This is a genomic window from Armatimonadota bacterium (genome assembly GCA_031459855.1).
In the GTDB taxonomy this organism is placed as follows: domain Bacteria; phylum Sysuimicrobiota; class Sysuimicrobiia; order Sysuimicrobiales; family Humicultoraceae; genus Fervidifonticultor; species Fervidifonticultor primus.
This window is the reverse complement of sequence record JAVKHP010000001.1, coordinates 1,276,806-1,301,136: the sequence shown is the minus strand read 5'-3', so window position 1 is coordinate 1,301,136 and position 24,331 is coordinate 1,276,806. Positions and strand designations below refer to the sequence as shown.

At 71.7% G+C, this 24,331-nt stretch carries 23 protein-coding genes; 9 read left to right on the top strand and 14 right to left on the bottom strand.

Annotation, left to right across the window (positions count from 1 at the left end; genetic code table 11):
- Nucleotides 1-286 precede the first annotated feature (286 nt).
- Nucleotides 287-637 carry an SPW repeat protein gene (locus QN157_05970; GenBank protein ID MDR7555139.1) on the top strand — a complete coding sequence of 117 codons (351 nt, stop codon included), beginning with the start codon at nucleotides 287-289 and terminating at the stop codon, nucleotides 635-637.
- A 320-nt stretch (nucleotides 638-957) separates the two neighbouring features.
- Nucleotides 958-1,137: a hypothetical protein gene (locus tag QN157_05965; GenBank protein MDR7555138.1), complete on the top strand. Its 180-nt coding sequence runs from the start codon at nucleotides 958-960 to the stop codon at nucleotides 1,135-1,137.
- 78 nt (nucleotides 1,138-1,215) lie between these two features.
- Here QN157_05965 and QN157_05960 read toward each other — a convergent pair whose 3' ends face one another.
- The 4 genes from QN157_05960 to QN157_05945 all read right to left on the bottom strand — a co-directional run bounded on the left by QN157_05960 (nucleotide 1,216) and on the right by QN157_05945 (nucleotide 6,150).
- Nucleotides 1,216-2,319 carry an ABC transporter ATP-binding protein gene (locus QN157_05960; GenBank protein ID MDR7555137.1) on the bottom strand — a complete coding sequence of 368 codons (1,104 nt, stop codon included), beginning with the start codon at nucleotides 2,317-2,319 and terminating at the stop codon, nucleotides 1,216-1,218.
- Nucleotides 2,320-3,939: an iron ABC transporter permease gene (locus QN157_05955; GenBank protein ID MDR7555136.1), complete on the bottom strand. Its 1,620-nt coding sequence runs from the start codon at nucleotides 3,937-3,939 to the stop codon at nucleotides 2,320-2,322.
- A 68-nt stretch (nucleotides 3,940-4,007) separates the two neighbouring features.
- A complete protein-coding gene (locus QN157_05950; protein MDR7555135.1) occupies nucleotides 4,008-5,024 on the bottom strand; it encodes an ABC transporter substrate-binding protein in 1,017 nt (338 codons plus the stop codon).
- Between the two features lie 184 nt (nucleotides 5,025-5,208).
- On the bottom strand, nucleotides 5,209-6,150 hold the full coding sequence (locus QN157_05945; GenBank protein ID MDR7555134.1) for an aldo/keto reductase: 942 nt from the start codon (nucleotides 6,148-6,150) through the stop codon (nucleotides 5,209-5,211).
- 143 nt (nucleotides 6,151-6,293) lie between these two features.
- Between QN157_05945 and QN157_05940 the strand changes: the two genes are divergently transcribed.
- Nucleotides 6,294-6,650, top strand: coding sequence for a cupin domain-containing protein (locus tag QN157_05940; protein MDR7555133.1), 357 nt, complete (start codon nucleotides 6,294-6,296; stop codon nucleotides 6,648-6,650).
- A gap of 74 nt (nucleotides 6,651-6,724) precedes the next feature.
- On the opposite strand, the gene QN157_05935 is transcribed toward QN157_05940, so the two are convergent.
- Nucleotides 6,725-7,420 (bottom strand): RraA family protein, encoded by a 696-nt coding sequence (locus QN157_05935; GenBank protein MDR7555132.1) that lies wholly within the window; start codon nucleotides 7,418-7,420, stop codon nucleotides 6,725-6,727.
- A 307-nt stretch (nucleotides 7,421-7,727) separates the two neighbouring features.
- Here QN157_05935 and QN157_05930 point away from each other — a divergent pair, with 307 nt between their 5' ends.
- The gene (locus tag QN157_05930; GenBank protein MDR7555131.1) at nucleotides 7,728-9,650 is read left to right on the top strand and encodes an ABC-F family ATP-binding cassette domain-containing protein; all 1,923 of its coding nucleotides are present in this window, start codon (nucleotides 7,728-7,730) and stop codon (nucleotides 9,648-9,650) included.
- Between the two features lie 117 nt (nucleotides 9,651-9,767).
- Here the strand turns inward: QN157_05930 and QN157_05925 are convergent, their stop codons facing one another.
- The 3 genes from QN157_05925 to QN157_05915 are packed head-to-tail and all read right to left on the bottom strand — an operon-like array spanning nucleotide 9,768 to nucleotide 12,581.
- Complete coding sequence (locus QN157_05925; GenBank protein ID MDR7555130.1) at nucleotides 9,768-10,583, bottom strand: MBL fold metallo-hydrolase; 816 nt, start codon at nucleotides 10,581-10,583, stop codon at nucleotides 9,768-9,770.
- Nucleotides 10,584-10,606: 23 nt separating this feature from the next.
- On the bottom strand, nucleotides 10,607-11,866 hold the full coding sequence (locus tag QN157_05920) for an FAD-dependent oxidoreductase (protein MDR7555129.1): 1,260 nt from the start codon (nucleotides 11,864-11,866) through the stop codon (nucleotides 10,607-10,609).
- A gap of 28 nt (nucleotides 11,867-11,894) precedes the next feature.
- On the bottom strand, nucleotides 11,895-12,581 hold the full coding sequence (locus tag QN157_05915; GenBank protein ID MDR7555128.1) for a hypothetical protein: 687 nt from the start codon (nucleotides 12,579-12,581) through the stop codon (nucleotides 11,895-11,897).
- Nucleotides 12,582-12,731: 150 nt separating this feature from the next.
- On the opposite strand from QN157_05915, the gene QN157_05910 reads away from it, so the two are divergent.
- Both QN157_05910 and QN157_05905 read left to right on the top strand, forming a co-directional pair.
- A complete protein-coding gene (locus tag QN157_05910) occupies nucleotides 12,732-13,235 on the top strand; it encodes a DinB family protein (protein MDR7555127.1) in 504 nt (167 codons plus the stop codon).
- 41 nt (nucleotides 13,236-13,276) lie between these two features.
- Nucleotides 13,277-14,689: an MBL fold metallo-hydrolase gene (locus tag QN157_05905; GenBank protein ID MDR7555126.1), complete on the top strand. Its 1,413-nt coding sequence runs from the start codon at nucleotides 13,277-13,279 to the stop codon at nucleotides 14,687-14,689.
- Nucleotides 14,690-14,708: 19 nt separating this feature from the next.
- Here the strand turns inward: QN157_05905 and QN157_05900 are convergent, their stop codons facing one another.
- The 6 genes from QN157_05900 to QN157_05875 form a co-directional block, all read right to left on the bottom strand.
- On the bottom strand, nucleotides 14,709-16,220 hold the full coding sequence (locus tag QN157_05900; GenBank protein MDR7555125.1) for a metal ABC transporter permease: 1,512 nt from the start codon (nucleotides 16,218-16,220) through the stop codon (nucleotides 14,709-14,711).
- Nucleotides 16,217-16,975 carry a metal ABC transporter ATP-binding protein gene (locus tag QN157_05895; protein MDR7555124.1) on the bottom strand — a complete coding sequence of 253 codons (759 nt, stop codon included), beginning with the start codon at nucleotides 16,973-16,975 and terminating at the stop codon, nucleotides 16,217-16,219. The genes QN157_05900 and QN157_05895 overlap by 4 nt, the downstream gene beginning before the upstream one ends.
- Entirely contained in the window at nucleotides 16,972-17,964 is a 993-nt protein-coding gene (locus QN157_05890; protein MDR7555123.1) for a zinc ABC transporter substrate-binding protein, read from the bottom strand. The genes QN157_05895 and QN157_05890 overlap by 4 nt, the downstream gene beginning before the upstream one ends.
- Nucleotides 17,965-18,045: 81 nt before the next feature.
- Complete coding sequence (locus tag QN157_05885; protein MDR7555122.1) at nucleotides 18,046-19,092, bottom strand: VWA domain-containing protein; 1,047 nt, start codon at nucleotides 19,090-19,092, stop codon at nucleotides 18,046-18,048.
- Between the two features lie 62 nt (nucleotides 19,093-19,154).
- Complete coding sequence (locus QN157_05880) at nucleotides 19,155-19,979, bottom strand: carbon-nitrogen hydrolase family protein (GenBank protein MDR7555121.1); 825 nt, start codon at nucleotides 19,977-19,979, stop codon at nucleotides 19,155-19,157.
- 81 nt (nucleotides 19,980-20,060) lie between these two features.
- The gene (locus QN157_05875; protein ID MDR7555120.1) at nucleotides 20,061-20,840 is read right to left on the bottom strand and encodes an MBL fold metallo-hydrolase; all 780 of its coding nucleotides are present in this window, start codon (nucleotides 20,838-20,840) and stop codon (nucleotides 20,061-20,063) included.
- Nucleotides 20,841-21,059: 219 nt separating this feature from the next.
- Between QN157_05875 and QN157_05870 the strand changes: the two genes are divergently transcribed.
- The 3 genes from QN157_05870 to QN157_05860 all read left to right on the top strand — a co-directional run bounded on the left by QN157_05870 (nucleotide 21,060) and on the right by QN157_05860 (nucleotide 24,257).
- A complete protein-coding gene (locus QN157_05870) occupies nucleotides 21,060-21,848 on the top strand; it encodes an aldolase/citrate lyase family protein (protein ID MDR7555119.1) in 789 nt (262 codons plus the stop codon).
- Between the two features lie 18 nt (nucleotides 21,849-21,866).
- Nucleotides 21,867-22,535 carry a LysE family transporter gene (locus tag QN157_05865; protein ID MDR7555118.1) on the top strand — a complete coding sequence of 223 codons (669 nt, stop codon included), beginning with the start codon at nucleotides 21,867-21,869 and terminating at the stop codon, nucleotides 22,533-22,535.
- Nucleotides 22,536-22,700: 165 nt separating this feature from the next.
- A complete protein-coding gene (locus QN157_05860; GenBank protein MDR7555117.1) occupies nucleotides 22,701-24,257 on the top strand; it encodes an ABC transporter substrate-binding protein in 1,557 nt (518 codons plus the stop codon).
- Nucleotides 24,258-24,331 lie beyond the last annotated feature (74 nt).

The window sequence follows — 24,331 nt, the reverse complement described above, 5'->3', positions numbered from 1 at the left end:
AGCCGGGCAGACGGGGTGTCGTACGCTGCGGAAGCGCCGCCTCCTGCCGCCCGGGGCTGCCCGCCGCTGCGGCGCCACGGTGCGCCCCCCGGGCGTCTGCCAGCGTCGCCAGGATCGTCCACGGGGCTGCCCACCGCTGCGGCGCCACGGTGCGCCGGAGGCACCGTCAAGGCATACTACTTGACAAGACGACGATGCGGTACAATATAGGTGCAAGCTAGTGCAAGCTGACGCCGGGTGGGACCGGCCGGCGCAGTCTCATGACGTCCAGAGGAGGTGAGGTCGGATGACGTGGCCCAACGTCGTCAATGCGCTCATCGGTCTCTGGTTCGTCATCGCTCCGTTCGTGCTGGGCTACAGCACCCAGACCGGAGCGATGTGGACGAGCATCGTCGGTGGTGCCATCCTCTTCGTGCTGGGCGGCTGGGCCGCGCTCGACGAGACCACCCGCCGGCAGCGATGGGTGCAGTACGTGAACGGGCTGGTCGGCATCTGGTTCGTCCTCTTCCCGTTCGTCTTCGCACTGTCGGCTACGCCGGCCATCCTGTGGACGTCGCTGATCGGCGGGATCGCGGCGCTGGTCCTGAGCGCCTGGCTGGCGTTTGGGGTGCTGGCGAAGGAGCAGCCAGCTCGCTAGTCCATCCCTGGCTGTGCCCGGCCGGTCCCCCGTCGGCGGGAATGGGACGGTGGAACGATGCGCCGTCCCATTCGCGTATCCATCCTCCACGCTCCACGCCCCGGTGCGCCCGCCCGGGAATGCGCGCCTGGAGGAGCGCGCGCCGGGAAACATCCGTTACGTGGCCCTCCTCGTGTCGGGATGGGCGCCGGGACCTGCAAATACGGGCCAGCGCCTGCGCGAACGCTCAACGTCTGGAGTTGTCACGGCCGTCGGGTAGCCTCACGTCAACGTCCCGTGGTATACTGCGACCCGTTACTCGATCCCGACGGGAGCGCGCCATGGTGGTCCTCAAGCTGCCGTTGCTCATCGCCGCCGCCATCGCGGCGATCGTCCCCCTCACCCGGTACACGCTGCGCGTCCTGCACGTGCCCGAAGACCAGGAACTCGTCGCCGGGATCTTCCTGACCCTGGCCTACGGTCTGCTGGGGCTGCCGGTGCTCGGCGTGTTGGTGCGCTGAGCGCGCTGCTCAGCAAGGGAATTGCGGCCGCTCAGGTCCGCACGCGGCTGACATGCGTGTGCGGCGGGAGCAAGGAGTTCACCGCACCCCAAGCGATGGCAGCGAAGTGCCCACCGGAGACAGCTCGTCTGTTTGAATCTCGTCTGCCTGCACTAGGTGCAAGCGGTCAGCCGGCACCTGCAGGTACACCGTGCCGCCAAGCAACCCGCCATGCGGGTCGTGCACGTCCACCGTCCAGGTCCACCGGCGAACTCGGACCCAGTACCGCGCGACAGGGCCGTGAAACAACGCGTTCACGATCTCGCCCGCCACGACGTTGTCGCCGTCCGGGGGTGTCGTGAAGACCCGGACGGCCTCGGGACGGAATATTGCGGTCACGTCCCCGTCAGGCCGCGTCTGCGCCACGGCGAGCCGCAGCGTTATTCCGTCGGCCTCCAGCCATGTCCCGCGCATCCGCCCGCGCACGAAGTTTGCAATTCCAACGAAGTCCGCCACAAACGCTGTCCGCGGCGCATAGTAGACCTCCGCCGGCGACCCGACCTGGACGATCCGCCCGTCGCGCATCACCGCCACGACGTCTGAGATCGACAGGGCCTCCTCCTGGTCGTGGGTCACGTACAGCGTCGTCTTGCCGATCGCCCGCTGCAGGGCGCGCAACTCGCCGCGCACGCGCACGCGTAGCTTCGCGTCGAGGTTGCTCAGCGGTTCGTCGAGCAACAGCACCTGCGGCTCGATGGCCAGCGCGCGCGCCAGGGCGACGCGCTGCTGTTGCCCTCCGGAGAGCTCGTGGGGGAACTTTCGCTCGACGCCGTGCAGGTCCACCAGGTGGAGCACCTCGCGGGCCCGAGCGGCCGCCTGCTCACGCCCGAGCCCGCGCTTGCGCAGGCCATAGGTCACGTTGTCCAGAACCGTCATATGGGGGAACAGCGCGTACTCTTGAAATACCATGGCGGTGTTCCTCCGGTAGGGAGGAACGTCGGTCATGACCTGGCCACCGATGCGTACCTCACCCGCATCCGGGCGGTAGAACCCCGCGACGATTCGCAGCAGCGTCGTTTTCCCGCACCCCGATGGTCCCAGCAGCGTCGTAAACTTCCCTTCCTCGGCCACCAGCGACAGCCGGTCGACGGCCAGCGTCGCGCCGAGACGCTTGGTGACATTGACGATCTCGACCCGCGCCACTTACGTCACCCTACCGGTTCGAATCGGGTAGCCGAGAAGGCGTCGGCTCACCGCCACTGCACCGAGCGTAAGCAGCAGCAGCAGCGACGTCAGAGCAGCAGCGCCGCCCCACGCGCCGTTGACGATCAACGAGAGGATGGCGAAAGTAGCCACCACGTTGCCCGGAGATACCAGGAACACCACGATGCTCACGTTCACAACTGCCCGGACGAACGAGACGGCAGCCGCATCGACGAACGCACGACGTAACAGCGGCAGGTAGATCTCCCAAACCAGGTGCAGCGCGCTGGCACCCAGGTTGCTGGCGGCCTCTTCGATGGCACGCTCGATCTGGCGCAACGCACTCAGGGCCGTCTGGTAGGCAAGGGGCAGATGCCAGACGGTGAGCGCGAGGACCAGAATCCAGAACGTGCCCACGAGCTCCACGGGAGGCTGGTTGAACGCCAACACGTACCCCACCCCGACGAACACCCCCGGCAACGCGCCTGGAAGCAATGCCAGGAAATCCAGGGGACGCTGCCCTGCGCCGCCGCGCGATACCAGGAACGCCGTCACCAACGCGAGGCTGGCGGTCGCCACAGCGCTGACCGCGGCCAGTTTCAGGCTGTTCGCCAGCGTGCCGAGCCGGTCGAAAGACAAGCGCCAGTGGTCGAGCGTCAGGCTCCAGTTGTACCCCCATGCCGCGGTGAACGCTCCCAGCACGATCGCCGCGTACACCAGCAGCACCAACACCGACATCACCGCGCACACAGCAAACACTCCCCAGCGCAACGCCGCGGGCGTCCGAAGGGGCTCGAGCCGCGCGCCGCGTCCGGTGACGGTCACGTACGACCGACGCCCAACCAGCCACCGCTCCAACAGGAACAAGATCGTCGTGGGCACGATCAGAATCGACACGACCAGCGCTGCGCCTCGCAGGTCTGCAGTGCCTTCCAACCGAAACCACGCCTCCGTGGCCAGCAGTGGGAACCCGCCCGCGATAATCACCGCGTTCCCGAAGTCGGCGAGCACGGTGATCGCCACCACCAGGATCGCGCCCGTGACACCGGGCCATGCGAGCGCCAGGGTCACGTCCCGGAGGGCGTCGGTCTCCGTCGCGCCCAGGCTATGGGCGGCGTACTCCAGCGTCGGGTTGATGCCACGCAGCACGTTCTCGATGACCAGCGCTGCGTACGGGAAGAACGCTACCGTCTGGACCACCCACAACCCGGGCCAGCCAAAGATGTTCAGGTCGAGCCCCAACAGGGATCGGGTAATCAGTCCCTGGCGTCCAAAGAGCAAGATGTAGGCGAACGCCACCATGAACGGCGGCGCAAACAAAGGAAGCTGCGTTGCGAGGCGAAACACGCCGGCCCCGGGCACATCCCCGCGAACCAGCGCAAACGCGAAGACCAGACCGACGGCGGTAGCGGTAGTGCTGGACAGCACCATCATCACCAGGCTGTTCCGCAACGCCTGCAACCACCGCACGCTTTGGGGAACGCTAAGGTACTCCTGCAGCCCGGGAAACGTCAGAACTCGCAAGGTAGGATACAGCACGAAGATCAATAGCGCGCCGCCCACGACGAGAAACGCGGCTGTCAGCGCAGGATCGCGCAGGAGACGGCGGGCCACGGTCATAGCCGTCTCACAGTACAGACCTGCAGACGTCGCCGCCTCCCAGTCATCGCAGCGTGCGTGTCATTCCTCTAGCGCCCCACCTCGCGCATCCACCGTTCTCGCACCCGGGTCATGTTGGCAATCGCCCAGTCGCGATCGTACTTGACCAGCTTCACGTTCTCCAGCGCCGGCATCCCCGCGGGGCTGGGCACATCGAGTCTCACGGGATAGGTCAGGTGATACTTGACCGCGATGTCCTGGGCCAGTCTGGAGAAGACGAAATCGACGAACTCCTTGGCCCCCTCGGGATTCGGACCGCCCTTGATAATCGACACGCCTCCGATCTCGTAGCCGGTGTCCGGGGGGAGGATAATGTCGATGGGCACGCCTCGGTTGCGGGCGATGAGCCCCACGTGGGCCCAGTTCATGCCCAGCGCTGCCTCGCCGCGCTCCACCAGAGTCATCGCCGCAGGCACAGTAGGGGCGAACTGTGACGTGTTCGCCGCCAGGGCCTTGAGATACGTCCACCCGCGTTCTTCCCCCAGCCTGAAGAACTGGGTCGCGAGGAAGATGTACCCGGCGCCGGTCGTGACAGGGCTGGGCAGCACTACCTGCCCGCGGAACGCCGGCAACGTCAGATCATCCCACGTTCTGGGCAGCGCAATGCCTGCCGCTCCCAAGGTGCGGTCGAAGACCGGGCGGTTTACCACCACGCTCAGTACGCCAAAGTACCACCCGTGCCAGAACCCCTTGGGGTCGATGAACTCCCTGGGCACCTTGGCCTCGGCCGCCGCAGGAGACCGATAGGGCGCAAGAATCCCCTCGGCGGCCAGCGGTGCGTGGAAGTCGATGGACCCGCCCACGAAGATATCGGCCCGCGGACGCGCCTTTTCCGCCGTGATGCGTGCGGCAACGGTGCCGGCAGCGGCGACCGTCAACATCTCCACTTGAATCCCGGTCCGTTCCGTGAACGCTCTGACGATACGGCTGATGACCGTTTCGTCCATAGCGGCGTAGACGACGATGCGCCTGGCTTGCGCGCTTCCAGCGTGGGGGCCGACGAGCACCAGCGCGGCCAGGACGACGAGGGCGACAAGACGAACCATCTACGTCACCTCCCGCACTTCGCGAGACATGCTCTTCCGATACATTTTAGCCTCCGGCCCGGTCACGGGCATCGGGTGACGACCCGATCTCCGGGGAGATGATGGTGCGGCGCATGTGCGCATGAGGTACGCTGAAGGGAATGCGCCCTCGGCCATCGATCTCTGCACGTGCTGGAGGCTGCGGCTACCCCATCGGCGCCAGCGCCGCCACCTCCTCGACCTCGACCGCCGTCAACTCCCAGTCGGCCGCCCGGGCGTTGGCCTCGATCTGCTCGGGCGTGGTCGCGCCGGTAATCACGGTGCACACCGCCGGCCGCGCCAGCAGCCAGGCGATGGCCAGCTCGGCCAGCGTGCGTCCCCTCGGCTGAACCCACGCCTCCAGCGCCCGCACGATCGCGAAGTTGCGCGGTGTGGCGAACCGCACCCGCATGCGTTCCAGGGCCTCGAAGCGCGTCCCCGGCGGCGGCGGGGCGTCCTCCCGGTACTTGCCCGTGAGCATGCCGCCCGCCAGGGGGAAATAGGGGATCACGCCGACGCCCAGGGCCTGGCAGGCCGGCAGCAGCTCAGCCTCCGGCTCCCGGTGCAAGAGGCTGTAGTGGGGCTGGACCGACACGAAGGGGGCGAACCCCCGGCGGTCACCGGTCCACAGCGCCCAGACCAGCTGCCAGGCCGCGAAGTTGGAGCACCCGATGTAGCGCACCTTGCCCTGCCGCACCAACGCGTCCAGCGCCGCCAGCGTCTCCTCGATGGGCGTGTGGGGATCCCACTGGTGGATCTGGTAGAGGTCCACGTGGTCCGTGCGCAGGCGCCGCAGGCTGCCTTCGATGGCCTGCAGGATGCGCCGGCGCGAGGCGCCGCCCTCGTTCGGGCCCGGCCCGACCCGCCAGCCGACCTTCGTGGCGATCACCGCCCGGTCGCGGCGTCCCTCCAGGGCGCGCCCCAGGTACTCCTCGGATCTGGTCTCGCCGTAGATCTCGGCGGTGTCGAAGAAGGTGATGCCCCGGTCCAGCGCGGCGTGCACCACGCGTGCGGTCTGGGCGGCGTCGCAGGCGCGGCCGAAGTTGTTGCACCCCACGCCAACGACCGAGACCTCCAGCCCGGACGCGCCCAGGCGGCGGTACTTCATCACGCTCCTCCTCTGCGGCTGTGTCGGGTTGTACGAAAGCGCCCTCTTGGTTAGCTTCGACCGCCGGCGCTTCCTGCAGCAGGAAGCCACCGACCGACGTGCAACCCTCCCCGTGTCCGGAGTTCACGTACAGGAGGCGACGGATGGCTGACCTGCAGCACCATGTCCTGGCTGCCATGCCCCCCGAGACGGTGAATCCCAAGATCACCCGCCGCATGTTCTGGGGCGACCGTATCATGTGCGCGGTGCTGGAGCTCAAGGCGGGCGCCGTGGTCCCCACGCACCAGCACGAGAACGAGCAGCTCTCCTACTGCCTGAGCGGCACGCTGCGCTTCACCTTCCCCGACCGCGAGGTTGTCCTGCGGGCCGGCGAGATGCTCCTGATCCCCAGCAACCTCCCCCACGGTGCCGAGGCCCTGGAGGACGTCGTCGACGTGGACATCTTCAGCCCGCCGCGGCAGGACTGGATCGCGGGCGCAGACGCCTACCTGCGACGGTAGCGCCGCGCGGACGCACCAGTGGCTACGGGCACCGACCCCGCCGCGGCGCGGCGGACGGGCAGCCCGATGGTGCCTCAGTACGCGTCGGGACGCACCGCCTTGTAGACGGCCTTCAGGCGCTCCAGCGAGAACCCGCCGCTCTGACAGACCTGGATGATGCGTTGCTCGTCCGCGGCGATGCGCTCGGCGGCCTCGGGGATGCGCTCGGCCACCTCGGCGGGGATCACCACGACGCCGTGCTGGTCGGCGTGGAGCAGGTCGCCGGGGGCGATCCAGACGCCGCCGACCTTGACGGGGATGCCGAAGTCCACCAGGTGTACGTTGGCGTGCGAGACCGAGACGTGCGCGGCGCAGCACTGGAACCCCAGCGCGCGGACCTCGTCCAGGTCGCGCACGGAGCCGTCGGTCACGGTGCCCACGCACCCGAGCGCCATGTGGATGTTCGCCTGCACCTCGCCCCAGAAGGCACCCTGGCCGCGCGGGTCGTCGAGGTCGTGGACTACCACCACGCGGGGCGCCGGCATCGTCAGCACGTAGTCCCACCACGCGAAGGTGCTGGCGCGGCGCCCTTCGGGGGCGGGGCGCTCGGCGCGCACCACCGCGGTGACGGCATAGCCCACCATCGGCCCGAGCTCGGGGAACAGGGCCCGGATCCCGGCGGCGAGGTTGCCGGCCTCCCGGGGCCGCACGCGAAACGTCTCGATGGCGTTGGCGACCGTGGGGCTGGACAGCGTGCGCAGCGCGGCGAGCGTGTCCGGCGTGAGAGGCACGATCCTCCCTCCCTCGGCGATGGTGCTGTGGGCGTCGCGGTGGGCTCTTGGACGCCGCCGGGGGAAGTTCCTGTGGGCCCCGCTGCGCCCCGCAATGCAGGGCCGGGCTGCCGGCGACGAGGGAGCCCATGGCCTGCCCCACGGCGGGCCGGTGGGAGCCCTGGACCCGCGGCGCGAGACAAGCGTGATTAGCGGTGGATAGGGGGACAAGCGCGAACGTCCGCGGCGGGTGCGGCGGGGTGGAATCGTGGACTCCCGCCCCTGGCGGTTGACAGCGCGCCGGCCGCGGGCCTAAGGTCAGGTATCCATGCCCCTGCTGGCGTTCACCGAGGTGTCCAAGGCCTACGGCGCACACGCCGTGCTGCGCGAGGTGACGTTCGCACTGGAGCCGGGCGAGAAACTCGGCGTGGTCGGCCGCAACGGCGCGGGCAAGACCACGCTGCTCCGCCTGGCGGCGGGGCTGGAGGAGCCCGACACGGGGCGCGTCGCCATCGCAGGGTGGGCGCGCATCGCCTACCTCCCGCAGGCCCCGCCGCCCGCGGGTGCGACGACAGTGTGGGCGCATGTGCTGGCCGCCGCCACCGAGGTGCACGCGCTCGCGGCGCGAGCGCACGCCCTCGAGCAGCTCATGGCGCAGCCCGGGGTGCTCCAGGACCCCGCACGGCTGGAGGCCGTGCTCGACGAGTACGCCCATGTGCGCGCGCACTTCGAGCACCTGGGCGGCTTCACGCTGGAACCCCGGGCGCGGGAGGTGCTGGCCGGCCTGGGCTTCGACGCCGCCGGCGTGGGGCAGCGACTGGACGAACTGAGCGGCGGATGGCGGGCGCGCGCGGAACTGGCTCGGGTGCTGCTCCGCGAGCCCGACCTGCTGCTGCTGGACGAGCCCACCAATCACCTGGACCTGGCGGCGACCGAGTGGCTGGAGACCTACCTGGTCGCCTTCCCGGGTGCGTGCCTGATCGTCAGCCACGATCGGTCGCTCCTGGATACCGTCGCCACGCGCATCGTCGAGGTGGAGGACACACGGCTGACGACCTACCGGGGCACCTACAGCGCCTACGCGGCGCAGAAGGCGCTCCGCGCCCGCCAGGAGCAGGAGGCATGGGAGCGCCGCCAGGAGGAGATCGCAAGGCTCGAGGACTACATTCGACGCTATCACGCGGGGCAACGCGCGGCCCAGGCCCGGAGCCGCCAGAAGACGCTGGCGCGCCTGCAGGCCGCCCCGGCTGCGCCCCCGCGTCGCCAGCGGTCGCTGCGCCTGGCAGCGTCCGCGGCCCCGGCCTCTGGCCAGCTGGTCGTCCGGCTGCGGGAGGTCAGCAAGCGCTACGACGGCGGACCGGAGGTCGTGCGCAACGTCAGCCTCGACGTCCTCCGCGGCGAGCGCATCGGCCTGCTGGGTCCCAACGGTACCGGCAAGTCCACGCTGCTGCGACTGATCGCCGGACTGGAGGCGCCCTCCAGCGGACGGGTGATCCTGGGTGCGGGGGTCGTGCCGCGCTACTTCGCCCAGGACGCCACGACCGTGCTCGACGACGCCCGCACCGTGCTGGACGAAGTGCTGGCCGACCGCCCCCAGCCCCCTGAGGAGATCCGGCGCTACCTGGGGCGCTTCCTCTTCTCGGGCGACGACGTCTTCAAGCCGGTGGCGACGCTCTCGGGCGGCGAGCGCCAGCGGCTGGTGCTCGCGAAGCTGCTGCTCGACACACCGAACCTGCTGCTCCTGGACGAGCCGACGAACCACCTCGACATCCCGTCGCGGGAAGCATTGGAGGCGGCGCTGGCCGGGTTCCCCGGGACGATGATCGTGGCCACCCACGACCGCTACCTGCTGGAGCGCCTGGCGACGCGCATCCTCACGCTGGGCGACGACGGCCTGCACGACTTCCACGGCAGCTACCGCGAGTTGCGCCAGCGCCAGCACGCGGCCCCCACGCGGCCACCCGGGGCGGCTGCCGCCCGCGGGCGCGGCCGCGACCCGACCCAGGGCCACGCCGCGCGACCACCGGTGCCGACCTTCGAGGAGGTCGCGGCGCAGATCGCCGCGGCCGAGCGCGCCCTCGACGACCTGGGCCGGCGCCTGGCCGATCCGGACCTGTACCGTGACGCGCAACAGGTGCGGACAGTACGTGCCGAGTACGAGGCGGCCGAGCGACGCCTGGCCGACCTGTACGCGCTGCTGGAGCAGGTCGTCGCCGATGACGACGCGGCCACGGGTCCGACGACGACCTGAGCGGCCTCAGATCCCCGGTCTTCGCCGCCGGGAGGCGGGACTGCGAGGTTGTCCCGGTGTCGGTCCGGCCCCTGGCGGAAGCACATGGGGGCTGCCGGCGTTGTCGGTCGCCGGCGGTCACGCCAGCAACGTCCAGGGCGCGCCTTCCTCGCCGGCCACGCGGCCCTCGGCCCGCAGCTTGAGGAGGTGCGCCAGCACCGACCTGGCCGCGACGGGGTGCAACGCCGCGGGCACGTCGGTGTAGATCGCGGCCACGAGCTCCTCGATACGCCGCGGACCGTCCTGCAGGGCGTTCAGGATCTGCTGTTCGCGCATCAGCCGGTGCGCGATGTACTCGTCAAGCAGCGCCCGCGGCGCGTCCACGGGCTCGCCGTGGCCCGGGTACAGGCGCGCGAGGTCCAGCGTGCGTACGCGCGCCAGCGACCGCAGGTAGGCGGCCATGTCGCCATCGGGTGGGGCGATCACCACGGTGGAGCCCTGCGCGACCAGGTCGCCCGCGAACAGCGCGCGCTCCTCCCGCAGCAGGGCACACAGATGGTCGGAGGCGTGCCCGGGCGTGTGCAGGACGTCCAGCGTGTAGTCCGGGCCCTCGACCACCTCGCCGTCGCACAGGGCGCGGTCGTGGGGCACGGAGCTGCCGGCCAGGGCCAGCACGGCGGCGCCCGTGGCCTGGGCCAGTGCCGCGGCGGCCGGCGCGTGGTCGCTGTGCCGGTGCGTCACGAGGATCCACCGCACGGGCCTGCCGCCGGTGGCCGCCAGCACCGCGGCCACGTGGCGCGTGTCGTCCGGGCCCGGATCGATCACGGTGATAGCGTCGTGGCCCACCAGGTAGGTGTTGGTACCCGTGCCGGTCATCGGCGACGGGTTGGGGGCCCGCACCCGCCGCACGCGGGGCGAGCACGTCACGACCGCCGACGGCGCCGCTGCGCTCATGCGATCGCCCGCCTGGTCCATACTCACGCGCGGCCAAACCGGTCGACGGCAAAGGCCTCCAGGGGCACGGCCGGCGGGCGACCGGCCGCCAGGTCGGCGACGACGCGCCCGGTGCCCGCCGCCAGCGTGAACCCCAGCATGGCGTGCCCGGTGGCCACGATCGCGCCGTCGACCCACGGCACGCGCCCGATGAGCGGCAGGCCGTCGGGCAGGAGCGGTCGGAGGCCGCACCACGCCTCTTCGTGGTCCCACGCCAGGTCGTCGCGCAGCACCTCGCGAGCGGCGGCCACCACGGCACGGTAGCGCCGCGGGTCGATCCGCTCGTCGTAGCCGGCGAGCTCCAGCGTGCCCCCAAAGCGCAGCCGGTCCCCAAGCGGCGTAATGGCCACGCGGCGGCCGATGACGTACAGCGGCACCGACGGCGCCAGCCCGCGCGGCCGCACGGTGCAGCTGTAGCCTTTGGCCGGCTGCATCGGGATGCGCAGGCCGAGCGTCGCAGCCAGCCCCGGCGACCAGGCGCCGGCAGCCAGCACCACGACGTCGGCCGGTACGTCCTCGTTGCGGGCGCCGTCGACGCGCACGCCGGTCACGCGACCGTCGCGGGTGCTGATGCGCGCCGCCGTGCGCCCTGTCACCACCCGCGCCCCGCGGGCCGTCGCGGCCTCGGCCAGGGCTCGGGTGAACGCGAACGAGTCGCCATGAGCCTCGCCCTCGAGGTAGAGGCCGGCGCCCACGCGCGGGGACAGGGCCGGCTCGAACGCCAGCAGCTCGTCGCGGAGCAGCACGCGGCCGGGGAAACCGTCGGCGGCGTAGCGTGCCTGCTCGGCCCGCGCGTGCTCCGCGGCCCGGGGACCAAGGTAGACGTGCAGGAGCCCGCGGCGCTGGAAGAAGACCGAGCACGCGACGGTGCGCGCCAGGTCCTCGTACTGCGCCAAACTGAACCGCCCCAGTGCCACCAGCGCGTCGTGGGCCCGGGCCGCAGCCGCGGGCGTGCACGCCCGCCAGAACCGCCACAGCCACGCTACGAGGTGCCGATCGAACCGCGGGCGGATGTACACCGGGCCAGCAGGGTGCAGCAGCCAGCGCAGCGCCTCGCCCACGACGCCGGGTTGCGGGAGCGGATGCGCGTGGCTGGGCACGATCAGGCACGCGTTGCCGTACGAGCAGCCGCGGCCCACCTGGCCGCGCTCGACCAGCGTGACGTCCCAGCCATCGGCGGCCAGGAAGTAGGCTGCGGCCGCCCCGATCGCGCCGCCACCGATCACCACCGCACGCTGGGCCATGGGCACCTCCCAGATCGAGAGTTCACCGTCACTCCAGCCAGGTCCGCTGGATGCGGACGTCGACCACGCGTAGGGCCACCAGGAAGGCGCCCCGGGTGCCCAGCGGGAGCGTTGCGCGGCCGTTGGCCGGCACGTGCAGGGCGAAACGCTCCAGGCTGTTGGTCGGCCGGCCCGGGAGGCTCACGGTGGCGTCGACCAGCACGTGCGTCACCGGCAGATCACCGGTGCGGCTACGCACCTCCAGGGCGTCGCCCCGCACGCCGCCCTCCACGCGCACCATGGCGGGCAGCACGGGGAGGTAGAGGAACGGATCCACCTCGCGCCGCGCGCTGGCCAGCACCTGCCGGATGCCGCCGGCCAGCCAGACCTCCACCACGTACGCACGCACCACGCGATCGCCCAGGGGCAGGCGCACCGTGAACCGGGTCGCGGCACCGGGCTCCAGCGGCCAGGGCACACCATCGCTGCCAAAGAACGCCGGCGCGCCCGAAGGGGTGGTGCCGGTCACGTCGACGGCGATGCCGCGCACCGGGACGGTCCCGCGATTGCGCACGGTCCCGGTGACCACCAGCGCACGGGCTTCGAGCCCATGGGCGACGTCGAGCAGCGCGAGCGCTGGCGCAGGCGGTACCGCGACCACCGGAGGGCCCCACGCCCCGAGGCCCGGCGCACCGACCGCCAGCACACCGAACAGCAACACAAGGATCCGACCCATGCCCCCAGCCACGCAACGCTCCTTCGCCTTCAGTGTAGCGCACTTCGTGTATCGGCCAGAGGTTGCCCGACGTACGGGGAGCGACACCAGGGGAGGGATCACCGGCGCCTGCCGCGAAGCCGCAGGCGATCCCTGCCCGGAGGAGATCGCATGTCGGCAGCCGAGCGCATCGCCATGCTCCTCAACGCCTACGTCGAAGGTCCGCGCCTCGTGACCGCGGCCGTGCGGGGGCTGTCTGCGGATGAGCTGCGCTTCACACCCGGTCAGGGCCACTGGAGCATCCATCAGCACGTCGTGCACCTGGCCGATGCCGATCTGGTGTTGGCGGCACGCCTGCGCTACATCCTGGCCGACCCCGGCGTTGCCGTCATTCCGTTCGACCAGGAGCGCTGGGGACGGACCCTGGACTACGCCGGCCGATCACTGGACGCCTCGCTGGCGCTGCTGCGCGCGGTCCGCGAGGCCACGGCCGACCTGCTGCGCCAGATGCCGCCCGAGGCCTGGCAGCGCGTCGGGCAGCACCCGCAGGCCGGTCCGCAGACCGTGGAGCAGATCGTGGCACACGCCGTGGACCACGTGGACCACCACCTGCGCACCATCGCCAGGCGCCGCCGGGAGTACGCGCGGGCGCAGGAGCCGAGGCGACCGGCGTAACCCGGCTCGCGGCACGCCGGCGACGCCTGGCAGAGGGCGCAATGCTCCGGCTCACGGTCTACGGCGGCGCGGACGAGATCGGCGGGAACAAGATCCTGCTGGACGACGGCGAGACCCGCGTCTTCCTGGACTTCAGGATCTCCTACGCGCGACGCAAGCGCTTCTTCGAGGAGTACCTGAAACCGCGCACGGCCGCGGGGCTCACCGACCTGCTGGTGACCGGCGTGCTCCCCACGGTGCCGGGCATCTACCGGCGGGACCTGCTGCGGATCGCCCCCTGCGGGCTCCCGGTGCACGATCTCCCCGCCGTGGACGCGGTGCTGCTCTCCCATGCCCACCTCGACCACGCGGGCCACATCGCCTTCCTCGACGAGCGCATCCCTGTCTACTGCTCCCCGCTGACCCACGGCACGCTGGCGGCGATCCAGGACAGCCGCGCGCGCGAGTTCGAGAGCGAGATCGTCAACTTCCGCCCGCGGCCGGCTTTCCCGGGCGACCGCGGCGTGGTCGTGCGGCCCTTTCGCACGCTCACCGGCCCGGTGCCCCTGGGACGCCTGCACGTGACGCCCCTGCCGGTCGACCACTCGATGCTGGGCTGTGTGGCGTTCCTGCTGCACACCACGCGCGGCCCGGTGCTCTACACGGGGGACCTGCGCTTCCACGGTCCGGAGGCGCACCTCAGCGAGGCGATGCTCGCCGCAGCCGCCCGCGACGGCGTGTGGATGCTGATCGCCGAGGGCACACGGCTCGACGTCACCGACCGCCGCACCGAGGACCACGTGTTCGCCGAGGCCCTGGCCGCCGTGCGCGAGGCCCCAGGCCCCGTGATCGCCGACTTCGCCCCCCGAGACCTGTACCGCCTGGCCACCTTCGTCCGCATCGCCCGCGAGACCCACCGGTCGCTGGTCGTGCTCCCGCAGGACGCCTTCCTCCTCGACCGCCTGCACGGCAGCCACCCGCTGGTGCCGGACGTGCGCACGGAGCCCCTGCTGATCCTGAAGGAGCGCAAGCAGAGCGGCACCTACAGCGACAAGGACTACGAGACCTGGGAGCGGCGGGTCCTGGCCTGGCCCACCGCGCGGACCGCCGAGCAGTTGCGGCCGGAGGCGCATCGCATGATCTTCGCGCTGTCCTTCTGGGACGTCCAGAACCTCGTCGACCTGGGCATCGGCGCCGACGCGCTGTACATCTTCTCGGCCAGCGAAGCCCACGACGAAGAGCAGGCCCGCGACCTGTGGCGGTTGCACAACTGGTTGGACCTGCTGGGGGTGCGCCGACGGCTCAACACCCACGCCTCGGGCCACGCCGGCCAGGTCGACCTGGTCCGCATGGTGCGGACGCTGCAGCCCGAGGTGCTGGTGCCGGTGCACACCGAGAAGGCCGAGCTGTGGCAGGCGCTGGTCCCCGAGGTGCGCATCCTGCAGCCGGCACCGGGCGTGCCGCTCGAGGTGTAAGCGCGCGGGCCCGGCCCGGTCAGGTCGGGCGGGACTCCCCGGTCGGGGTCACGAACACGCTGCGCGCGATGCGGCGGGCGACGGCGGTCTCGACACCGTCCACGGCGACCGTCAGGCCCTCACGGGTGGCAGCGAGGAGCCGGATCGCCCGGCCCGGCACGAGCCCCAGGGCCGACAGGGCCCGCAGGGTCTCCGGGTCCTCGTCCTCGACGCGCGTCACCACCGCCCCCTGGCCCGGCTGCAACTCCGAGAGCAGGTACTCTTCCTCCGGACCGGCGACCGCGCCCTCTTCGGTCGGGATCGGCGCGCCGTGCGGGTCGACGGCGAGCCCCCCCACGGCCCGTGCCAGCTCCTGGGTGACGTCCGGGGTGCTGCCGTGCTCCATCCGGTCGGCCGCGGCATGCACCTCCTCCCAGGGCAGGCCGGCGCGGTCGACCAGGAACCGCTCCCAGAGCCGGTGGGCCCGCACGACCTCCGCCGCCTGCCGCCGTCCCCGTGCGGTGAGCCGCACCCCGTGCGGCGTCACCTCCGCGAGGCCGAGGTCGACCAGACGGCGGACGGTGGCGCGGACGGTCGGCGCGGGCTCACTCAGCCGGTTGCCCAGGACCTCCGGGAGGGTCGCGTGGCCCGCCGGCTGGGCGAAGAGCGCCTTGAGGTAGTCGTCCACGCGGGCCTCGACCGACGCTCGACGTCGGCGGAGCGCCCGGGCCACCAGGCCCCGCCGCGGCGAGAAGCCCAGGGCGAGGCCGAACGCCAGCGTGCCGACCAGTGCCATGGCCGCGCCGGAGGCCACGTCGAGGTAGTAGGAGAGGAACAGCCCGACCACCGCGGCGCCGACGCCGATGCCCGCGGCCAGGACGATCAGGCGGTGGAAGCGATCCGTGAGCAGGAGGGCGGTCGCTGGCGGCGCGATGAGCATGGCGATCACCAGCACGATCCCGACGGCCTGCAGCGACGCCACGATGGTCAGCGAGGTGAGCAGGAGCATGAGGTAGTGCAGCGCGCGCACCGGCAGCCCCACGCTCTCCGCCATGGTGGGGTCGAACGCCCACAGCAACAGCTCCTTGAAGAGGACGACGATCGTGAGGACCACGACCAGACCGGCGCTGCCCGTGAGCAGCAGGTCGCCCCGGCTGACGGCCAGGACGTTGCCGAACAGCACGTGGAACAGATCCACGGGGCTGCGGATGCGGCTGATGATCGCCAGCCCCAGGGCGAACGCGCTGACGAAGAGCAGCCCCATGGCCGCGTCCTGCTTGAGGCGCGTGTGCCGCTCCACGAAGCCGATGCCAAGCGCGGTGAGCAGCCCGGTCACCAGCGCCCCAACGACGAAGGGGACGCCCAGCAGGAAGGCCACGGCCACCCCGGGCAGGACGGCGTGGGAGATGGCGTCGCCCAGCAACGCCCAGCGCTTGACCAGCAGGAAGCTGCCCATCACGGCGCAGGTCACGCCGACCAGGATCGCCCCCACCAGCGCCTGCTGCATGAACGTGTACTGCAGCGGCTCGACCAGGGACCGCAGCAGCGTCATGCGGACCGCCCTCCGGGCGTCCCAAGGCGTTCCAGCGGCGTGAGGCGGCCGGCGTAGGTGGTGCGCAGCACCTCGGTCGTGAGCACCTCCGCCGGCGGCCCGTAGGCGACCAGCCGCTGGTTCAGCAGGAGGACCCGGTCGTAGGTGCCGGCCCCGGCGCGCGTGAGGTCGTGGTCGACGATGAGCGCGGTTTTCCCCTCGGCGCGCAGCCGCTGCAGCGTCGCCAGGATCGCCTGCTCGGTGGCCGCATCCACGCCCATGAACGGCTCGTCGAGCAGCAGGATCTGCGCCTCCTGCGCCAGCGCCCGCGCGAGGAACGTTCGCTGCTGCTGGCCTCCCGAGAGGGCGCCGATGGGCCGGTCGTGCAGGTCGGCAATCCCCAGGGCGTCCAGACAGGCGGCCACGATCCGCCGGTCCTCGGGACGCGGCCGCCGTCCCCAGCCGAGGTGGGGATAGCGGCCCATCATGACCACGTCGCTCACGACGAGCGGGAAGTCCCAGTCGATGGCCTCCCGCTGCGGCAGATAGGCCACCCACCGCCGGTTGGTCGTCACGTCGCCGCCCAGCAGCCGGATCCACCCGGTCCAGGGCGTCACCAGCCCCAGCAGCGCCCGGAAGAAGGTGGACTTGCCGGCGCCATTGGGGCCGATGACCCCGACCACCTCGCCCCGCTGCACGGTGAGGGAGACGCCCAGGAGCACCGGGCGGGTGTCGTAGGCGACGCTCAGGTTGTGGACCTCGACCGCCGGCGTCACGGCCCGTTGCCTCCCAGGCCTCTGACCAACAACGCGGTGTTGGCCCGCATCATGCCCGCGTACGTGTCGGCGCCGCTCCCGGGCGCGCCCAGGGAATCGATGTAGAGCGCACCGCGGATCGGCACCCCGGTCTCCTGGCTCAGCCGCTCCATCAACTTCCGGTTGAGGGTGACGTCGACGAAGAGCGCGGGAACGGCCTCCTGCCGGATCTTCCCCACCAGCTCCACGATTCGGCGTGCCGGTGGCTCGGCCTCCGGTGCCAGGGTGTAGATCCAGCCGACGACCGTGAACCCGTAGCGCGCGGCGAAGTAGTGCATGGCGTTCTCGGTGGTCACGAGCTTGCGCCGCGGCGGCGGGATGGTGGCCACCTGCGCCCGAATCGCGCGGTCGAGGGCGTCGAGCTCGGCGACGTACCGCTCCGCGGTGCGCCGGTAGTGGTCGGCGCCAGCGGGATCCAGCGCGATGAACGCGTCGCGGATGGTGGGCACGTAGTGCTGGATCACGAGCCGCACGTCCATCCAGGCGTGCGGGTCGGGGGCGCCGTCGTACCGGCTGAGCGGATCCCGGATCACGATGGGCGTCACGCCCGTGGAGGCCACGACCACGCGCGCCCGGGTGCCCGACCCGCGGACGAGCTTGTCAAACCACAGTTCCAGGTTCAGCCCGTTGTAGAAGATCACGTGCGCGTCGGCGACGCGCTTGAGGTCGTCGGGCCGGGGTTCGTAGGTGTGCGGGTCGGTGCCCGGTGGGACCAGGCTGACGACCTGCACGCGGTCGCCGCCGACCTGCCGGGCCAGATCGGCGATCACGGAATACGTCGCGACCGCCCGGAGGACAGGCGTACCCGCTGGTCCGCTCCCGTGCGACGTCCCCGAGCTGGTCGACGGCGCCCCACGCGGGCTGCAGCCCGCCACCAGCGCGAGGACGAGTACGCCGACGAGCTGCCAGGATGGGCGAGCCGTCGCCTGGCTGTCGATGGAAGGGCGCATCAGCTGGAAAATTTTAGTCTAACCTAAATACTACTCCGATAGCGTACCCTGTACACGCGTCCCCGTCAAGTTGGGACGTGTTCAGGAGAGTGGCGCCAACCAAACGCGCGCGACGACGGCGGCGACCAGCAGGACCAGCGCCGCCGCTCCTGCCAGGGCGGCGGCCTCGGTGGGACGGGGCTCCCAGCCCACGCGGCGCGCCAGGTCCCGGTAGACCTGCCGGAGCCGGTCCGCGGCGCTGGCGTGGTAGTACTCGCCGCCGGTCGCGGCGGCGATGGCGCGCAGCGTGGGCTCGTCCAGCACGCCCCAGTAGCCGCTGCGCAGCGTGCTCGGATCGGCCGCGGTGCCCACGCCGACCGTGTACACCCGCACGCCGCGCCGGCGCGCCTCGGCCGCAGCTTCCAGCGGCGGGATCCCGTCGCTGGCGCGGCCGTCCGAGAGCAGGATGGCGATGGCGCGCGGCGACGCCGCAGGAGCACCGTCGGGCGGCCGGGCCCCGCCGGGCGGCGAGGCGTAGGGTGCCGGACTCCCTGGCGACGGCCACGGTGGCGTGAACGGTGCGGCGGTGCCCGGCGGCGCGCCCGGGGTGGGGTGCTCGCCCAGCACCGCGCGGATCCCTTCCACGAGCCCGTTGCCCAGTTGGGTCCGCAGCTGGGTCGTCAGGCTGCGAATGCCCTCGCGCATGCGCTCGCGATCGTCGGTCAGCGGCACTACCACCGACGCGAAGTTGCCGAACGTCACCAGGGCCGCGCGGCTGGCGTGGGGGAGGTGGTCCATGAACTCCAGGGTCGCGGCCTTGGCGGCCTCGATGCGGCTGGGCTTGATGTCGTTCTCCTCCATGCTCCGGCTGATGTCGATGATCAGCACCACAGGACGGCCGGACGCCACGGGCCAGGGCACCACGGGGCCGGCCGCGCCCACCACCGCCGCGGCTGCGGCCAGGAGGAAGACCGCTGCGGCGAGGTGCCGGCGCAGGGGGCGGCCGGCAGACGCGGCAGCCGCCGCCAACGTCGCGGGGTAGCGCACAGCCCCCTGGCGGGGGAAACGGCGCGCCCAGCGGGCGTACAGCCCCGCCAGGCCTGCGGGGAGCAGCAGCAGCCAGAGGAGGGCGGGGTACTTCCAGGTCACGATATCACCGGATCTCGCAACCCCGCACCAGGTTCCGGAACGTGTTCATGAACGACGCAACCTCACCCCAGCGCCACGGGCGCGACCGTCGCCAGCCCCCCGTACAGCTCCGGCCGCCGGTGGCCGAGCACCGGCAGCGTCTCGCGCACGCGGCGCGTGCGGGCGAGGTCGATCTCGGCCACCACCAGCCCGGGCTCCTCGCCGCCGTCGGCCACCACGACGCCCATGGGGTCGACCACGAGGGAACGGCCCGCGCGATCGGCGCGCACCTGGTCGGCGGCGGCGATCCACACGGTGTTCTCCAGCGCGCGGGCCCGCACCAGCGTCACCCAGTGGTCCTCCTTCAGGTGCCCGACCACCCACGACGTCGGCATGGCCACCACCTCGGCGCCGGCCAGGGCCAGCAGCCGCGTCCACTCGGGGAAGCGCACGTCGTAGCAGATCTGCAGCCCGATGCGCCCCAACGCCGTCGACACCACAGGCGGCGGGGCGCTGCCGGGAACGATGCGGTCGGACTCGCGATACCCGAACGCGTCGAACAGGTGCACCTTCCGGTAGGCACCGCGCACGGTACCGTCCGGGCCGAGCACCACCGCGGTGTTGTACGCCCGCACGGCCTCGCCCGGCGCGCGCTCGGCCATGCCCATCACCACATGCAGACGGTGCTCGACGGCCGCGGCGGCCAGAGCGCGCACGAACGGCCCATCGAGCGGCTCGGCGACCTCGGCCAGCGGCGCCCTACCCTCTTCCCAGCGGACCATGAACACCTCGGGGAAGACCACCAGGTCCACGCCGCGACGCCCGGCCTCGGCGAGCACCTCCAGTGCGCGGGCGAGGTTGGCAGCCTTGTCGGGCGTGGCACCGTACTGAGCCAGTCCTACGCGCATACCGCACCCCGCACAGACGCCACCGTGGTCTCGTGCTCCTTCGCCCTTCGCGATGGCCGGGTATCGCTCCTGTCGGCGCGCTCAGCCGCCGTCGAGGGGATAGACGGCGCCGTCGTCGGGCACCTCCACGGGCCCGGGAAACACCGCCTGGGCCTCGGCGACCCAGCGCGAGGGGTCGGCGTCGGGGGTCAGGTGCACCAGCAGCAGCCGTCCCGCGCCGGCCTGCGCGGCGATGCGCCCCGCATCGGCCGCCGTCGAGTGCCCCACCGCATGGGCGTGGTCGGCGTCGTCCTCCAGGTACGTGGCCTCGTGGACCATCACGGCGGCGCCGCGGCCAAACGCCGCCAGCTCATCCACCGGCCGGGTGTCGCTCGAATAGACCACCCGGCCACCGGTCGGCAGGTCCCAGCGCACGGCGCACGTCGGCACGCTGTGGTCCGCGGGCCGGGCGTAGAGTCGATGGCCCGCCTGCTCCCAGAAGGGCGTCACGCCATCGGCCGCGAGCACCCGCAGCGAGAGAAAGGGCGGGTGCAACTCGCCTCCCCACACCGCCAGCAGGCGGCGCACCCTGTCGAGGTCCTCGGGGAGGACGAAGATCGGCAGCGTCGCCGACCGCCCCAGCAGCCGCAGGTTGTGGACGAGCGACGGCAGTCCGTACACGTGGTCGGGGTGCGTGTGCGTGATCACCACCGCGGCGAGCTGCAGAGGGTCGAGCCCCGCCCGGCGCAACTTCACGGCGGGGCTGCCGGGACAGTCGACCAGCACGATGGCGTCGCCCAGGCGCAGCGCCAGCGCGGTGTTGTCCCGGTGCGCCGGCACCACGGCGCCGCTGGACCCCAGCACGACGAGGGCGGACCCCATCACGGCATGAGCATGTGGTTCACACTCGGTCCGCTGCATTCCTGCACTCCGTGGTGGCGTGCGGCACCCCGCGCGGCCCCGAGGCGATGCGAAGACCGCCGGCGCACAGACGACTGCCGGGGCGTGGCGTCCCCACGCGGCCCGACGAGCCGGCAGGCCCGCGGCACGCCCGCGGTGAACCCGTCACCGAGACCGTGACGCTGTGGAGGTGTGGCACGCGTGATCACCAATCCCGTGAAAGCCCGCCTGCGAGCCGGCGAACCCGTCATCGGCCACTGGATCAGCCTGCCGTCGCCCTCGCTGGTGGAACTGCTGGCGTCGTTCGGCATGGACTGGATGGTCTTCGATACCGAGCACTCGCCCATCGCCGGCGAGCGCCTGGAGGACATGCTGCGGGCGATCAAGGGCACGCCCGTGGTGCCCATCGTGCGCGTGGCGGGGAACGAGGTCCCGCTGATCAAGCAGGCCCTCGACCGGGGCGGACTCGGGGTCGTCGTGCCCCTGGTACACTCGGCCCGGGACGCGCAGGCGGCGGTGGCCGCCGCCAAGTTCCCGCCGGAGGGCATCCGGGGGGTGGCCGGTGCCCGGCTCACGCGCTACGGCCTGGACCTGCCCGAGTACTACCGGACGTTCAACCAGGAAGTCCTGGTCGTCATCCAGATCGAGACACCGGGCGCCCTGGACGCCGTCGAGGAGATCGCGGCCACGCCCGGGGTGGACGTGCTCTTCATCGGGCCCAACGACCTCTCGACCAGCCTGGGGGTCTTCCGGCAGTTCGACCATCCGGCGTTCCGGGCGGCGTGCGAGCGCGTGTTGCGGGCGGCCCAGCGGCACGGGAAGGCCGCAGGCTACCTGTGCGGCGGTGCCGAGGAGGTGCTCGAACGGGTGGAGCAGGGGTTCACCTTCGTCGGCGCCACCAGCGACGCGCGGCTCTTCGCCGCGGCGGCCCAGGCGCTCTACACGAGGATCCGCGAGGGGCTGGCCGCGCGGACCCGCGCGCGGGCATAAGGGCCCGCCGCCGACGCCGTGGCCGCGGGCGACCTGCTTCTCGTCTCGCTGAGCTGGTGGGCGGTCAGCCTCTCGGGCGTCCTGATGCCAGGACCGGTGTCGGCGCTGGCCGTGAGCGAAGGCGCCCGGCGGGGCGCGGCGGCCGGCCCGCTGGTCACCCTGGGCCACGCCGTGGCCGAGGTGGGCATGTTCGCCGCGTTGGCCCTGGGCACGAGCCGCCTGCTGCAGCAACCGGTGGTCGTGGGCGCGATCGGGCTCGTCGGCGGTGTCGTGCTGGCATGGATGGGCTGGGGCATCGTGCAGGCCGCGCGCCAGGGCGCGGAGGCGGGCGCTGCGCCCGCGGCCGTTCCGGCGCCTGCGGGCAGCGGCGCCGCGGTGGTGCGCGCAGGTCTGCTGGCCACCGTGTTCAACCCCTACTGGCTGCTCTGGTGGGCGACGGTGGGGGCGGCGTACTACGTGCTGTTCGCGCGGTTTGGGGCCCCTGCGCTGCTCGCGCTCTTCCTGGTGGGGCACCTCGCGCTGGACCTGGGCTGGTGCAGCGTGCTGGCGCTGGTGGTGGGCGCAGGACGCGGGCGGATTCCGCCGCGCGCGCATCGCGCACTGCTCGGCGTCTGCGGCGTCTTCGTGCTCGCCACCAGCGTCTACTTCGCTGTCTCCGGGGTGACGCTGCTTTGGACCGCGCCCTGAGCAGGCGTCGGGCCGGGCCCCGGCGAAGGTGCCGGAGCCGGGGGGCCGCGCGTGCTGCGCCCCGCCCCGCAGGAGACCCAGTCGGCGCGTCAGAATAGCAGCCCTTGCAGCGTGCCATCAGATCGGTCGAATCGGACGGACATTCTGTCCTGGGAGGGGATCGACATGATCCGTCGGCCTGGCACCCAGCTCGTGGGAGCCCTGGTGCTCATCGCCCTGCTGGTAGCCGTCACCGCCTCGACGGCGGGGCCCGCGCCGCGGCGGGGTGGCGTGTTGCGGTTCGCGCTGATCGGCGAGCCGCCGACCCTCGACCCCTCGGCGACGACCGTGGGCGTGACCGCCAACGTCGGCGCCTCGATCTTCGAGGGACTGTTCGCGTTCGACCGCAGCTGGCGGCCGCAACCGATGCTGGTCGACTCCTACACGATCAGCCCCGATGGCCGGACGTACACCTTCCGCCTGCGGCGCAACGTCTTCTTCCACAACGACAAGGAGCTGACCGCCGAGGACGTGGTGGCGTCGTTGAACCGTTGGGGCAAGGTCGGCTCGCGCGGCGCGGTGGTCTACCAGTCGGTGGACGCGGTGACCGCGCAGGACAAGTACACGGTGGTGATGCGCCTGAAGGAGCCGTTCGCGCCGCTGCTGGCCTTCCTGGCGTTGCCGAGCTCCATGGCCGCCATCATGCCCAAGGAGATCGCCGAGGCCACGCCGGTGGGACCGGTGAAGGAGTTCATCGGCACCGGGCCCTACCGCTTCGTGGAGTGGGTGCCCAACCGGCACATCCGGCTGGCCCGGTGGACCAAGTACAGCCCGCGGACCGAGACGCCCAACCTCTACGCCGGGCGGCGCGAGCCGCTGGCCGACGAGGTCGTGTTCTACCCGGTGGGCAACGTGGCCACGCGCATCGCGGGCGTCCAGACCGGCGAGTTCGACGTGGCCGACAGCATCAGCACCGACCTCTACGCGCAGCTGAAGGCCGACCCGCGGGTCGTGCCGGAGATCGTCGACCGCGGCATCTGGCTGGTGTTCTTCTTCAACAAGAAGTCGCCCCTCACGTCCAACGTGAAGCTGCGGCAGGCGATCCTGGTGGCCCTCAACATGCAGCCGATCCTGCAGGTGACCATCGGCAACCCCGACCTCTACGCCCTGTCGCCCAGCCTCTACCCGCGCGGCACGCCCTGGTATTCGGAGGCCGGCGCCGAGTGGTACAACGTGGGCGACGTGGAGCGGGCCAAGCGGCTGGCAGCGGAAGCCGGGTACAGGGGCGAGCCCATTCGCTGGCTCACCACCCTGCAGTACGACTGGATGTTCAAGGCCACGACGGTGGCGGCGACCCAGCTGCGCCGCGCCGGGTTCACCATCGACCAGCAGGTCTACGAGTGGGCGGGCGTGGTCGAGCGGCGCGCCCGGCCAGGCGAGTGGGAGATGTTCACCACCGGCCACGGGTTCGTGCCCGACCCGGCCCTCATCGACGTCTTCAGCCCGGCCTACCCTGGCTGGTGGGACTCGCCGACCAAGACCGAACTCTTCCGGCAGTTCACCCGGGCGGTCGACCTGCAGGAACGCCAGCGCCTCTGGCACCGGTTGCACGAGTTGGTCTACACGGAGGCCAGCTGGGTCAAGACCGGCGAGTTCTTCTTCGTGCACCTGCGGGCCAAGGCGCTCCAGGGCTTCACGCCCGCGCCGTGGTTCGTCACCTGGAACCTGCCGGCGATCAAGTGACCGGCGGACGGACGGGGTGAGCTGCGGGTAGCAGGCGCACCCGGCGGGCCCCGTCCTCCCTGCAGACGCGCGGG